At 49.8% G+C, this 13,818-nt stretch carries 9 protein-coding genes and 1 pseudogene; 7 read left to right on the forward strand and 3 right to left on the reverse strand.

The features are described 5' to 3' along the window. Positions 1-17: 17 nt before the first annotated feature. Positions 18-809, reverse strand: coding sequence for a tetratricopeptide repeat protein (locus AC2215_RS00510; protein WP_486807985.1), 792 nt, complete (start codon positions 807-809; stop codon positions 18-20). A gap of 1,109 nt (positions 810-1,918) precedes the next feature. On the opposite strand from AC2215_RS00510, the gene AC2215_RS00515 reads away from it, so the two are divergent. Next, positions 1,919-2,407 carry a hypothetical protein gene (locus AC2215_RS00515; RefSeq protein ID WP_486807986.1) on the forward strand — a complete coding sequence of 163 codons (489 nt, stop codon included), beginning with the start codon at positions 1,919-1,921 and terminating at the stop codon, positions 2,405-2,407. A gap of 128 nt (positions 2,408-2,535) precedes the next feature. Here AC2215_RS00515 and pip read toward each other — a convergent pair whose 3' ends face one another. Continuing rightward, positions 2,536-3,483 (reverse strand): prolyl aminopeptidase, encoded by a 948-nt coding sequence (gene pip / locus AC2215_RS00520; protein WP_486807987.1) that lies wholly within the window; start codon positions 3,481-3,483, stop codon positions 2,536-2,538. 73 nt (positions 3,484-3,556) lie between these two features. Here pip and menB point away from each other — a divergent pair, with 73 nt between their 5' ends. After that, positions 3,557-4,390, forward strand: coding sequence for a 1,4-dihydroxy-2-naphthoyl-CoA synthase (gene menB, locus AC2215_RS00525; protein ID WP_486807988.1), 834 nt, complete (start codon positions 3,557-3,559; stop codon positions 4,388-4,390). 64 nt (positions 4,391-4,454) lie between these two features. On the opposite strand, the gene AC2215_RS00530 is transcribed toward menB, so the two are convergent. Then, on the reverse strand, positions 4,455-6,191 hold the full coding sequence (locus AC2215_RS00530; protein ID WP_486807989.1) for an iron uptake porin: 1,737 nt from the start codon (positions 6,189-6,191) through the stop codon (positions 4,455-4,457). Between the two features lie 1,118 nt (positions 6,192-7,309). Here AC2215_RS00530 and urtA point away from each other — a divergent pair. The 5 genes and pseudogenes from urtA to urtE all read left to right on the forward strand — a co-directional run bounded on the left by urtA (position 7,310) and on the right by urtE (position 13,599). Next, the gene (gene urtA, locus AC2215_RS00535) at positions 7,310-8,623 is read left to right on the forward strand and encodes an urea ABC transporter substrate-binding protein (RefSeq protein ID WP_486807990.1); all 1,314 of its coding nucleotides are present in this window, start codon (positions 7,310-7,312) and stop codon (positions 8,621-8,623) included. 261 nt (positions 8,624-8,884) lie between these two features. Further along, the gene (locus tag AC2215_RS00540) at positions 8,885-10,042 is read left to right on the forward strand and encodes an ABC transporter permease subunit (RefSeq protein ID WP_486807991.1); all 1,158 of its coding nucleotides are present in this window, start codon (positions 8,885-8,887) and stop codon (positions 10,040-10,042) included. Between the two features lie 42 nt (positions 10,043-10,084). Continuing rightward, complete coding sequence (urtC, locus tag AC2215_RS00545) at positions 10,085-11,251, forward strand: urea ABC transporter permease subunit UrtC (protein ID WP_486807992.1); 1,167 nt, start codon at positions 10,085-10,087, stop codon at positions 11,249-11,251. A 212-nt stretch (positions 11,252-11,463) separates the two neighbouring features. Then, positions 11,464-12,198: pseudogene (gene urtD, locus AC2215_RS00550) on the forward strand (urea ABC transporter ATP-binding protein UrtD); the annotation flags it as partial. Between the two features lie 699 nt (positions 12,199-12,897). After that, entirely contained in the window at positions 12,898-13,599 is a 702-nt protein-coding gene (urtE, locus tag AC2215_RS00555) for an urea ABC transporter ATP-binding subunit UrtE (protein ID WP_486808060.1), read from the forward strand. Positions 13,600-13,818 lie beyond the last annotated feature (219 nt).

Below are 13,818 nucleotides of genomic sequence, written 5' to 3' on the forward strand. Positions count from 1 at the left end.
AAAATCAAAAAGACTTTTCACTCTCGAACAAAAGACACGAGTTGGCGAACCTCCTCTTCCAATTGAATATCGTCGATATCTTGTGTTAAGAGTACAACTTCTTTTAATGACTCAACCATTTGGATATTTTTACCCCAATTGGTATAAGCAAAATCTAACTCGATCGATGTTTCAGTTTTTAATTGACGATCGCCGATTTGGATCGCAATTGCCATATATTCTTTGCAATATTCAATCGACTCTTGATTAGTTTTGAGTGTCGTACAAACCCGACCGAAACCTTTGAGAAAATTTTTCATCTCCGGTGTATCGATTATTTGTTGCCGAATCGCAAAAGCTCGATCGTAATATTCGATCGCCCGTTTGTACTCTTCACGTTTTGAATGAGCCAGACCCAAATTATTAAGAGCGCAAGCTTCCATCGCGGCATCATCCATATCCTGTGCCCTATCTAACGATTGACGTAGCAATTGAGTGCCCCATTTGTATTGTCCTTGAAGAATGAGAAAATAGTCCAGATCAAGATAGCCGCTGGTTTCAAGCCACGCATCGCCAGTCTTAATCCCGATGTCTATAGATTGACCGCAAAACTCGCTTGCCTGCTTGTATTCTCCCAGGAAATGATAGGTAATCCCCAAATTTAAAAGAGCCTCGGCTTCGAGGATGATATCGCAACTTCTGCGCGCAAAATATAAAGATTGCTGGTGCAACTCGAGCGCCCGATCGTATTCTCCCAGAAAACCATAAGTCAGACCCAACTTGCCAAGGACATTAGCTTTGAGGGCGATACTAACGATTTTCTTCTTCATTATAAATTTGTTTCGGATATGAGTAGTGCTTTTTCAAGTTTTAATTGACGGGTAGTGTGAGCATCTTGATTACCTCATATTCTGGTTAAAACGAGATTTTTTACCCGTTAATAATTAATTTAAAAACCAGTAGCAGCGATCGCGATTCGGCAGTCGCTGATAGAGGCTCTCTAATTCGATCGACTACTTTTACGTACGTCCAGTCCATCAGAACTTATGCATTTTTGCAGAGTCAGACAAATTCACCCTTCCCCAGACAGTTGCCGCACCCGATCGAGTTCCAATCCCGTCAACTGCGCTACCTGTTCCATATCCATCCCTGCATCAAGCATCTTGAGGACCGCGCGATCGAGTTGATATTCGGCGCAATTCGCACGGGCGATCGATTCAGCTTCAATTTGCCAGTATCGATCGTGTAAATATTTTGGCGATTTTTCTCCAGCTTATAGCAGTAAGCATTCAGCCCTCAGTCAAAACCTTGCGATTTATAGCTTGTAGATTTTGTAGATGTCCTAACACATTTGCGTAGCGCTATATGATTTGTGGTATTGCCACTACGCCACTCGCTATTTTTATCCACTCTCGGAAATTTTACTGACAGTAGTATTCGTGCATATACGGATTTTTTAGGATTCTATTGACACTTCATCTTTTCAATTACTTTAATAGAGTTAAATATTTTGACTAAAAAATAAACCATACTTTTCAAGTCATCAGTATTAATTAGGCTGTGTTTAAATTTGGCGTTTAACCCCATATTCTGACTGAATTTTATCTGCACGATAGAAACGCTTATTGAACACTGGGTGTCAATAATTTTAGTATAAAATATCAACCCAAATTAGTATTTTAGCCATTCATAAATTTAAAAATAGAAAGATTGAAAGATGGGTGCAACTTCAAAACTAAAATCCCTTTATCCAAAATGGTTTCCGTACCCCATTTCGTGGCTGCGGGTTTTTCTAAGCATTCTAGTTTTGGGTCCGATGGGTTTATCCCTGACGATGGTCAGTTTTTGGTTAGGTACAGAATTTTTATGGCTCGGAATTACCGATATTTTTAATGCTTTCGGAGTTGTCGCACTATTGAGCATTCTTGCTTTAGTTATAGTGTTCCCGATAATTTTACTCACGTATACCTATCAAATATTAACGATTGCTTTTAATGCAAAATCGCTTTCACCTCGTCTCCCCCGTTGGATTCCCAGTCCATCAAGCTGGCAGCAAGGTATTACGGCAACATTAGTTGTCGGATTTAGCTCTTTAATCTGCATTCTCCTCCTATGCTGGTATCGTCCCGATTTAATGTTAGGAGAGGAGTCTTGGAGACATGCCCAATTCGATCGCATTGCCGAAGGGATGATTCCTATTTGGTTTGTTGTTGCGGCTTATCTTCATCACTGGGACTATCTCGTTCGGCAAACGCGGGCAAAAAAACGCCATCGAAAGGTCAACAAAATAGATCGAGTTCCCAATCGTGCCGTTTCTAAACCCAAACCGAAACGTACCCCAAAACCGATCGATGAGGTGGATATCGAACTCAATCGAATGCGAGGAGAATTAGGCTTGCATCAAATGCGGCAGGTACGCAACAAATAATCGATCGCCTCTCCAGAGTCTCGATCGAGAACATCGCGTTACGACAGATTTTCACATTCATTCGAGAGCGAGAATTTCCGCCACAATCGTTTCTCCTACGGCGCTTCCCCATTCCCCTCAGATATCATTTACAAATTCGCAAACTCATCAGTCGCTTCAATCAAAGCACTGGTAATCCCCGGTTCGCTAATGGAATGTCCCGCATCGGGAACAACCACCAATTTCGATTCGGGCCAGGCGCGGTGCAACTCCCACGCACTCACCATCGGACACACCACATCGTAGCGTCCCTGAACGATAACCGTGGGAATGTCGCGAATGCGATCGATATTAGCCAATATTTGGTCTTCACGATCGAAAAATCCCCGATTCACAAAATAGTGGCATTCAATCCGGGCAAAGGCTTCGGCAAATCGATCGCGCCCGAACTTCTGCGCGGCCCCGGGATCGGGAAATAACTTACTGGTTCTCCCCTCCCAAATCGCCCAAGCGCGGGCCGCTTCGTTGCGAATTTCCGCATCGTCGCTGGTGAGGCGCTTGTAATAAGCCGCAATCAAATCTCCCCGTTCTGCTTCCGGTATTGGTTTGAGGTAATCCTCCCAAGCATCGGGGAAAATATAGCTGGTTCCCTCCTGGTAAAACCAGCGCACTTCCTTCTGGCGCAACATGAAGATTCCGCGCAACACCAACGCCTTGCAGCAATCGGGATGGGTTTGGGCGTAGGCTAGCGATAGGGTACTGCCCCAACTGCCGCCGAACACGACCCATTTCTCAATCTGCAAATGTTTCCGCAGCTTCTCGATATCGTCGACTAAATCCCAGGTGGTATTCTCCCGCAATTCTGCATGGGGCGTACTGCGACCGCAACCGCGCTGATCGAATAAGACAATTCGCCATTTTTGGGGATGGAAGAACTGGCGGTAGGTGGGGAGACTGCCGCCACCGGGGCCGCCGTGGAGAAACACCACCGGTTGCCCTTCCGGGTTCCCCACTTCTTCGTAATAAATCGTATGCAAGTCGGAAACTTGCAACGTCCCCGTGCGGTAAGGTTCGATGCTGGGATAGAGTTTTCGCATAGGAAACGATCGCGCTTTTTGCCGTACAATTCTCAAATCTAATGCTCAAACTGTAGTCGCGATCGCACCCCCTATGCAAGTTGATTGGCAAACGGCAAAAACCTACGAAGACATCCTCTATCAAAAAACCGACGGCATCGCGAAAATTACCATCAACCGTCCCCACAAACGCAATGCTTTCCGTCCTCAAACAGTCTTCGAACTGTACGATGCCTTTGCCGATGCCCGCGAAGATACCCAAATCGGTGTTGTTCTCCTCACTGGTGCCGGTCCCCACACCGATGGCAAGTATGCGTTCTGTTCTGGCGGCGACCAAAGCGTACGGGGAAAAGCCGGTTATGTCGACGATACCGGCATACCTCGTCTGAACGTATTAGACTTGCAACGGTTGATTCGTTCCATGCCCAAAGTAGTAATTGCCCTGGTTGCGGGATATGCCATCGGGGGAGGACATGTTTTACATTTAGTCTGCGACCTGACTATTGCTGCCGAGAACGCCATTTTCGGGCAAACTGGACCCAAAGTGGGCAGCTTCGATGGGGGGTTCGGTGCCAGTTACCTCGCCCGCATTGTCGGTCAGAAAAAAGCGCGGGAAATTTGGTTTCTTTGCCGGCAGTACAGCGCTGCGCAAGCCCTGGAGATGGGATTAGTGAATTGCGTCGTTCCCGTGGAACAGTTGGAAGCCGAAGGGATACAGTGGGCGGGGGAGATTTTGCAAAAAAGTCCGATCGCCATTCGCTGTCTCAAAGCCGCCTTTAATGCAGACTGCGACGGACAGGCGGGCTTACAAGAACTGGCCGGCAACGCCACGCTACTCTATTACATGACCGAGGAAGGGGCTGAAGGGAAGCAAGCCTTTTTGGAGAAACGCTCCCCGGATTTCCGGCAGTATCCCTGGTTGCCTTAGCTCGAATTAAAAAGCCCCATATCGTCAGATATGGGGCTTTGAACTCGAAACGAAAGCTCGAATTCTAGAAGTTGAAGGTGGTGCGCAGAACGCCAATCACGATCGGATCGCTATCGAGGGGATCGTCGAGATCGCCGAAGCCACCGGGATTGAACAGGGCGACGACACCCGGCGTGATGTTGATGTAATCGTTGACCGCGTAGCGATAGAAGGCTTGGATGCTCAGAGGCACATCGTCGCCACCGGCAATATCGCCACCGAAATCAATTCCACCCACGTAAGGTTCCGCACCAGCTTGGAGACCGAACAGGTTGCCCTCACCACCTAAGTCGGGGAAGGCAAATCCGAGACCGTAGTACCAAATCTCAGCATCGCCAGGACCGGCCGCTTCAAAGGCATCGGTATAGCCGCCGAAGGCACTCACGGAAATCTTTTCAGACAGCTGGTAAGAAGCGGAAGCACCGTAGGAGTTGGTGACGGTTGCCACGTCGAACGGGTTGCGTGCCAAAGAGGTACCGACCAAGGTATCGAAGATGGCATTACCATCCACATCGCCAATTCCGCCGCCGCCAAAGTCATTGAAGTAGGCGTGGACGTAGGTCAGACCCAGTTGCAGTTTGCCTGCATCGAAGGTGAGCTGACCCAGCATGGAGTACTCACCGTTGAATAAGCCACTGCCTTCGGAGGGGTTGAAGGAGTCTCCACCGAAGTAACCGGCACTGACGGTGACGTTGTCGCCGACGTAGTAGTTCAAGCCCAGACCGCCACCGGAAGCCAGACCGATTTTGTAGATGGGGTTGCTTTCACCGAAGCTGGTGATGGAGTTGTTCGCACCAGTGAAGCCTTCAAAGTAGGGGCTGACGGTGGGAACGAAGTCCTGCCAGAGGGGGAAGGCGGCGGGTAGGTAAACTTGGAATTTATCGCCGTTGTAGTAGTATGCCAACCAGCCGATACCAACGTCGTTACCGCTATCGGCAGTTTGGTAGGTGGTAGCGCCAATACCGCTATTGGTCAGCGGTGTTGCGTTCGAGGCATCAAGACGAGTCCAGAGTTGTTGCTTCTCGTCGAAGTTGGTGACGAAGTTAAGACGAACTCGGTCTTGGAAGACGGTTTGGTCGAGACCGACGGTTTCGAGGGTATCGCCGAAGGAGTCGGCTACGCCGAAGACCACTTCCCCAATTAACTTTGTGGTGGTGGAGAACTGGTTGGCTTCGAGTTCGGCGGTGCGAGCTTCGAGAGCATCCACTCGACCGCGCAGGGTCGCCAATTCGGCGGCAAATTCTTCTTGCAGGCGGCGAATCACGGCCAAATCTTCGGCGGTGACTTCGGCTTCTACGTCAACTAAGTTGAGGATTTGGTCCAAGCAAGCGTTCAAACCGGCGGCAAATTCGTAACGAGTGGTCGCTTGGTTACCGCGATAGGTTCCGTCAGGATAACCGGCGATACAACCGTAACGCTCGACGAGGGATTGTAGAGCCTGGAACGCCCAATCCGTGGGCTGTACGTCGCTCAACTGAGAAATTGAGGTGACTTGAGAGATGGAATCGATCGAGGTTTGGCTCGATCCATCTAAAGATTGCTGTTCCGTTGCCCGCATGAATTCATCCACCGAGACGGAAGACGCGGGTTCGATCGCCGTTTGAGCGAGTTTAACGGGTTCTGCAGTTTGAACCTCGGACAGTTTGAGATCGGACTTCAAACTCGGGGCAAAATCTTTGGCGACTGCCGAGTTTGCGAGCAGCACCTGACCGACGAGAGCGATCGGGCTGGCTAAAAGAATCTTCCACGATATATTTCTCATCGTTTCCTCACACCTTGGAACTACGAGACTGGTCTATTCGAAAGCAGGCAATCAGTAACTACACTAGCAAAGTTACCTACGGTCTGAGTGTAGCAACTACTACCAAAAACTGCAATAGGCAAGCGCCCCTTGCCCGAACGTGAAAAATCAAGCTGGGACTGGCCTCTAGCGGAGGAAAGAGTGGTCGCAGTGACGGATTGGGACGGGAAAATTGCAGCAGATCGACAATCCACGGCTGGGGTATCTGGAGGGAGCGATCGATGAATATTTTTTCGATTGAGATGTTAGCAAGCCTTGTCGGACCAACTTGAAATTCCTGGTACTTTCAAAAGCGCGATCGCATTCATGGGACGCGGACATTCGTCTCTCATCCTCGATCGATCCGTGGGATACAGCTGCAGTCGTGTTAGGACACCAGTAACCCCGGGCTGAGGGAGCTGGGGGAGAGCCAACCCTTACAATTTCGTTGGATTCCAATGCTCGATCTCATCAATTGTGAAAAGCATTTCCTTGTAAGGCTTGGGGAGCTGGGGGAGAAAATACGCTCATGTTCGATCGCAGTGTCTGTGCCTTCACGGCAATACAGCGATCGATTGCGTCGATCGATTGCGTAAACCGTAAATTTTCGTGTCCGATCTGAGACGTTGTACTACAAAAATCTTCAGGAAAATCTTTTTTTATCCTTTACTCAGCCTTTTGGTACCAGTCAAAGCTTGATTCGGTCGATGTGTCGTTTTAATGTACTACATTTTTCTCGCTCCACACAAATTTCGTAACAAAATACACGATTTAAATCGATCGAATCATCATATGATGACCAGTTAATATTCAGACTTGTCAGAACTAAACTTTTTAAGGATGATGTTCTCGGGTAATCTGAAGCCACCCGAAACGATCTGAAGAGCGATCGCCAAACTGGAACTTGAATCCGATCGCTCGCAAGAACTTCAGATTGTTTGAGGGTTGGCAATGTCGGGCAAGATCGAGTTTGTCTGTTGGGTCAAAATTAGGTTTCGAGAACGGTAGGGGTGCGATCGCGACCGACAGTGCCATTGAAGTCGTGAAATTCAAGTCTAGAAACAGTCATTATTTATTAAATGTGAGGAGGAGACAGAACCATGTCTAAGTTGGGACGGCGTAAATTTCTCATTTACGGCTCTGCCGCATTGGGAACGAGCCTATTTCTCAAAGCCTGCACCGAACCCGCAACAAACGGTGAAGGTAGCGAAAGTGCCGATGCTGGAGGTGAAGCAGCTGGTGATGGCGATACCATCAAAGTCGGCATTCTCCACTCCCTGAGCGGCACCATGGCCATCAGCGAAACCACCGTCGTCGATGCGGAGTTACTGGCCATCAAAGAAATCAACGAAGCCGGTGGCGTCCTCGGCAAACAAATCGAACCCGTCCAGGAAGATGGAGAATCCGACTGGCCGACCTTCGCCGAGAAAGCCAAGAAACTGATCGAAGAAGATAAAGTTGCCGTCGTCTTTGGCTGTTGGACCTCCGCCAGCCGCAAGGCCGTCTTGCCAGTCTTCGAGTCTGCCGACCACATGCTCTGGTATCCCGTGCAGTACGAAGGGCAGGAATGCTCGAAAAATATCTTCTACACCGGGGCGGCCCCCAACCAGCAAATCGAACCGGCTGTGGATTGGCTGATGGAAAACAAAGGTCAGGAATTCTTCCTCGTGGGTTCGGACTACGTTTTCCCCCGAACGGCGAATACGATTATTAAGGAGCAAGTGAATGCTAAAGGCGGTGTCGTGGTTGGTGAAGACTACCTGCCTTTGGGGAATACGGAAGTGACCCCGATTATTGCCAAAATTCAGGATGCCCTGCCCGATGGAGGGGTGATTTTCAATACCCTCAACGGTGACAGCAACGTTGCCTTCTTTAAGCAGATGCAGGGTGCGGGACTCAATCCCGACTTGTATCCGGTGATGTCCGTTAGCGTTGCTGAAGAAGAAGTGCGCCAAATCGGACCGGAGTTCCTCGTGGGACATTACGCCGCTTGGAACTACTTCCAGACGGTGGAAACCCCCGAAAACGAGAAGTGGGTGGCAGACTTCAAAGCCGAGTACGGTGAAGACCGGGTGACCAACGATCCCATGGAAGCCGCCTATATTATGGTTTACCTGTGGAAGCAAGCGGTGGAGCAAGCCGGTGATGCCTACGATCTGGCTGCCGTCCGGGAAGCCGCCTACGGTCAAACCTTCGACGCGCCCGAAGGGACGGTAACGATGAACGCCAACCACCACATTTCCAAGACCGTCCGGATTGGGGAAATTCGAGAGGACGGTCTGTTCGAGATCGTTTCCGAAACCGATGGTCCCGTCGATCCCGAACCTTGGAACCAGTACGTTCCTGAAACCAAAGGATTTGGCTGCGATTGGTCCGATTCCGAGAAAGGGGAGAAGTACGAGTTAGAAGCCTAGTCTCTGGCTCGGGCAAGGGGACAAGGGGACAAGGGGACAAGGGGACAAGGGGAGAAACTATGTATCCACTGTTGACTCTTCCGAAGCCCCGGTCGCCCCAGAAGTCTCCCATGCTCCCGAAGCCCCCGAAGCTCCCGAAGCCTCCAAAAGCTCCCGAAGCTCCCGAAGCTCCCGAAGCCTCCAAAAGCTCCCGAAGCTCCCGAAGCCTCCGAAGCCTCCCCTTGCTTGTCTCTCTCATCTGTTCGGCTAACGAGAAAAAGCGTGCTGCAACTCTTCAGTAGTTTATTTAATGGAATAAGTATCGGTTCGGTGCTGCTGATTGCGGCGCTGGGCTTGGCGATCGTCTTTGGGTTGATGGGCGTCATCAACCTCGCCCACGGAGAACTGATGATGTTGGGCGCCTACACTACCTATGTGGTGCAAAATGCGTTTAAACCCTTGGGCGATCCGTGGTTTGCCACCTATATTATCTTTGCGTTGCCGGCGGCGTTTATCGTGGCCGGTTTTGCTGGGTTGATATTAGAACGGGGGGTGATTCGCTACCTCTACGGACGACCGCTGGAAACCCTCCTGGCCACCTGGGGGGTGAGTTTGATTCTGCGGCAGTTCGTCCGCAGCGTCAGTTGGGGCATGACGATCGGGATTTTGCTCTTCTGCCTGTTGTATTTCGGGGCGACGTGGGTACTGCGACGCCGTCCCAATTGGGCGCAAATTCGCAACTGGGCGATCGCGATTCTATTGCCGGTTTCCGCGGGAATTGCCGTGACAACGAGCGTCCTAATTGGCAAATTTGGCTCGAAAACCCTGACGCGCCCTTGGTTTAGCGCCCGCAACGTGGATGTTACCGCCCCGGCTTGGCTGCGGGGGGGCATCCCCATGGGCAACATCCAACTCCCCTACGCCCGACTGTTTATTATCGTGCTGACGATTTTGTGTTTGGTGGGGGTGTATTGGTTCTTGAATCGATCGAGTTGGGGATTGCGAATTCGGGCGGTGACGCAGAATCGGGAAATGAGTTCCTGTCTGGGAATTCCCACAGATACCGTGGATGCCATCACGTTTGCCCTGGGTTCTGGATTGGCAGGAATTGCCGGATGCGCGATTACTTTGTTGGGATCGGTGGGACCGAATTTAGGAGGGAACTACATCGTCGACACCTTTATGGTGGTGGTGGTTGGCGGAGTGGGTAAACTCGTCGGCAGTATCGTCGCAGCCTTTGCCATCGGAACGACAAACTACCTCATCGGTTCGGGAACGATCGCCCGGATGCTAGAACCCATCCCGCCTTTGTCGGAATTCTTTACCTTCTTTGCCACGACGAGTATGGCTAAGGTGATGGTATTTGCGCTGATTATTGCCTTCTTGCAAATTCGTCCGGCCGGGATTTTTCCGCAAAAAGGGCGATCGGTGGATGCGTAAAATTTCGACGGGGTGTGACGTAATTATCAACTCTAAAATTTCATGACGGTAGAGACACCGACTGTAACGAAAAAACGCCAGCGAAATCCCCAGAAGCGACTGTTAATTGAAGGGGCAATTATCGCCGCGATCGGGCTATTTCTGGTTTTCGCGATGCCCGCACTTCTATCTGGATTTCGCCTCAAACTCCTGGGGCGATTTTTATCCCTAGCAATTGTCGCCCTCGGCATCGATCTAATTTGGGGATATACCGGACTCCTCAGCCTGGGGCACGGTATCTTTTTTGCCCTCGGGGGTTATGCCTTGGCGATGCACTTGAAGTTGCAGCTACCGGAAGGGGAAATTCCCGAATTTTTTGGGTTGTATGGCGTTAAAGAATTGCCGTGGTTTTGGGAACCGTTTTATTCGTTTCCTTTTACTTTAGTTGCCCTCGTTTTAATTCCGACAATTGTTGCTGGATTGTTGGGATATTTAGTCTTTAGAAACCGAATTCGCGGGGTTTACTTTTCTATTTTAACCCAAGCAGCGCTCTTGGTTTTCTTTAACTTTTTTAACGGGCAACAAAAACTGATTAACGGCACCAACGGACTTAAAACCGATACGGAAACGATTTTCGGATTTTTAGCCAGTTCCGATGAAGCGCAATTGGTCTTTTTTCGATTGAGCGTTCTGGCTTTAATTATTGCCTATCTCGTCTGTCGTTGGCTCACGAGCGGGCGGTTCGGGCGATTGTTAATTGCCATTCGAGATGACGAAACTCGGTTGCGATTTACCGGCTACAATCCCACGGGATTTAAAGTATTGGTATTTGCGGTTTCCGGCGGGATTGCGGGGATGGCAGGGGCGCTTTACACCGTTCAGTCGGGGATTATTACCCCCCAAATTATGGAAGTTGCTTTTTCGATCGAAATGGTAATTTGGGTGGCTGTCGGAGGGCGAGGAACCCTCATTGGGGCAATTTTAGGAACCCTGCTGGTGCGCTATGCGAAAACCCTCTTGAGCGAAGAATTTCCGGAAATTTGGCTGTTTTTCCAGGGGGCATTATTTCTGATAGTGGTGACGGCGTTACCCGATGGCATTGTCGGTTGGATTCGCGATCGCGCCGTTGACCAAATTCGATCGATTTTCGGCAAACCTCAATATGTCGGAACTTATCCCAAGTTAGAACAAGATCCGGAAGTGGAGCAAGAACGAGAAGAGTTGGGGTAATGGGCAATTAATAATCAACAATTAACAATTAACAATTAACAATTTTTGATTGTTGTTAGGCAATCGAGATTCAATCGAATAGCAATGTGTATATTGGGTAGTTTTGTCAGTCAACTAGGTACTTTTACACAAGCCATCGAACTGCCCACCGACCTAGCTTGAGTCCTTTATCAAAAATGCGATCGCGCCTCCAGACGAATCAATAAAAAGCAATGGCACCGATTCTAGAAATTGATAACTTAACGGTTAGTTTTGATGGGTTTAAAGCCCTCAACGAACTCAACTTCAGTATGGAAGAAGGAGAGTTGCGCACGATTATCGGACCGAATGGCGCGGGAAAAACCACTTTTTTAGATGTGATTACCGGGAAAGTTCAACCCACCGAAGGGGAAGTGAGGTTTAAAGGGCGAAACTTAAAATCCCTCAGCGAACATAAGATTGCCCGGTTTGGCATCGGTCGCAAATTTCAAACCCCCAGAGTCTATCTCAACCTCACCCCTCGCGAGAATTTAGAACTCGCTTGCAATCGCAGCAAGAATGTTTTTGCCTCCCTATTCAAACCCACCCCGTCTGGAGAGAAACTCACCGTTAAAGGACTACTCGAAACCATCGGACTGGTGGCAAAATCCGATATCAAAGCCGGGTTGCTGTCTCACGGGGAGAAACAGTGGTTGGAAATTGGGATGTTGGTGGCACAATCCCCCGATTTACTGCTGGTAGACGAACCCGTTGCCGGACTCACCGACGAGGAAACGATGTTAACCGGGGATTTGCTGCTATCCCTTGCCGAAAGCCATTCGATTATCGTCATCGAACACGATATGGAATTCGTCCGCCAAATTGCGACGACGGTGACGGTGTTGCATCAGGGTTCGCGGCTGTGCGAGGGAAGTATGGATGAGGTGCAAAATGACCCCCGCGTGATTGAGGTGTATCTCGGGGAAAAACCCACAATTAGCGATCGCCAAATCAAAATGTTGCGCATCGTCGCGTCCATGGCTTGGGCCGATGGTAGCATTGCACCGGAAGAAGTCCAAGTGATGGTATCTCGCCTGAGTCGCTTGTTCGCCGAAGATGCCGAACAGCAGCAGCACTTGCAAGAAGAGTTGCAGAATTATTTAGCGCAAGATGTGTCGATCGAAAATTTAGTCGCCGAACTCGATACGTCAGAACGAGAACAGGTGTTGAAACTGTCCTATGAGGTGATTGCGTCGAGTGCGCGGACTCCCGACGAAGCCACAATTAACGAAGAAGAGGCAGCCGCTTACACCCGGTTGGTGGAACTTCTCGGATTACCTGAAGATGTCGTTCGCCGTTTGGAAGCCCAAGCGTACAATGGCACGTGATGAGTATGAGGAAATCTGTTTCTAGCCTCAAATCTAGTTGGGCTTCGGAGGCTTCGGGGGCTTCGGGGGCTTCGGAAGAGTCAACCGTGGATACATAGTGGGAGCATCTTGCTCCCGTTGCTGCCGAAGAGGGCGAAGCATTTGGAAGTCTAAATTTTGTTTCACCCATGATTTATCGCTCAAATGCTTTGCCCCTACAGTCCCCTTGTCCCCTTGTCCCCCACACCCCATTCCCCATAAAAATTCATGACACAAACCAATTCCATCCAGCCTCCCATACCGGGAATATCCTCCGAGATGATGCTCAAAATTACCGGACTCAACGTCTACTACGGCGAAAGTCATATTCTTCGGGATGTGGATTTGAGCGTTCCCAAGGGCAAAATGGTGTGTTTGATCGGACGGAACGGGGTGGGTAAAACCACAATGCTCAAAACCATCGTCGGATTGCTGCAACCGAGAAGTGGTTTGATGGAGTACGCCGGATGTTCGATCGTCAAACAACCCACTCACAAACGGATTCGATTGGGTATCGGTTACGTTCCCCAAGGACGGGAAATCATTCCCCGGTTGACGGTGGAGGAGAATCTGTTACTGGGTATCGAAGCGCGTCCGGGGGGGAGAAAGGGCAACGAAGAGATTCCCGAGGAGATTTTCGAGCTGTTCCCGGTGCTGAAAACCATGCTATCGCGGATGGGGGGAGATTTGAGCGGCGGACAGCAACAACAGTTAGCGATCGCCCGTGCTTTAATGGGGAAACCGCAACTCCTCCTCCTCGACGAACCCACCGAAGGGATTCAACCCTCAATTATTCTCGAAATCGAAGCCGCCGTGCGTCGCATCATCGAAACCACGGGAATTTCGGTATTACTGGTGGAACAGCACCTCCATTTCGTGCGCCAAGCGGATTTCTACTATGCCATGCAACGGGGGGGGATTGTGGCATCGGGTTCGACAAGCGAATTGAGTAATGAGGTGATTCAGCAATTTTTGGCGGTGTGATGAAGTAGCTCTCAGTCAGTGTAGTCAGTGTAGGGTGGGAAATGGTGGCGATCGATCTGTTCTGGAATGACCCTTAAAAATCCACCGTTGCCCACCAGATTTTGGTATCGCTGGAGACTCTTGTCGGTGGGCAAACTGAATATAATTTTCCGCGAACCTGAGAAATATGGACTTTGCCCACCCTACCCACTACTTGTTTATCTATCTTGCAAGAGCGCT

This window comes from Zarconia sp., from assembly GCF_057467645.1.

What these genes read in the sequence shown, in the direction of transcription:
- menB (WP_486807988.1), top strand. Translation starts at nt 3,557, where the DNA reads ATGCAAGTTGATTGGCAAACGGCAAAAACCTACGAAGACATCCTCTAT.
- urtE (WP_486808060.1), top strand. Translation starts at nt 12,898, where the DNA reads ATGCTCAAAATTACCGGACTCAACGTCTACTACGGCGAAAGTCATATT.
- AC2215_RS00530 (WP_486807989.1), bottom strand. Translation starts at nt 6,191, where the DNA reads ATGAGAAATATATCGTGGAAGATTCTTTTAGCCAGCCCGATCGCTCTC.
- urtC (WP_486807992.1), top strand. Translation starts at nt 10,085, where the DNA reads ATGACGGTAGAGACACCGACTGTAACGAAAAAACGCCAGCGAAATCCC.
- pip (WP_486807987.1), bottom strand. Translation starts at nt 3,483, where the DNA reads ATGCGAAAACTCTATCCCAGCATCGAACCTTACCGCACGGGGACGTTG.
- urtA (WP_486807990.1), top strand. Translation starts at nt 7,310, where the DNA reads ATGTCTAAGTTGGGACGGCGTAAATTTCTCATTTACGGCTCTGCCGCA.
- AC2215_RS00510 (WP_486807985.1), bottom strand. Translation starts at nt 809, where the DNA reads ATGAAGAAGAAAATCGTTAGTATCGCCCTCAAAGCTAATGTCCTTGGC.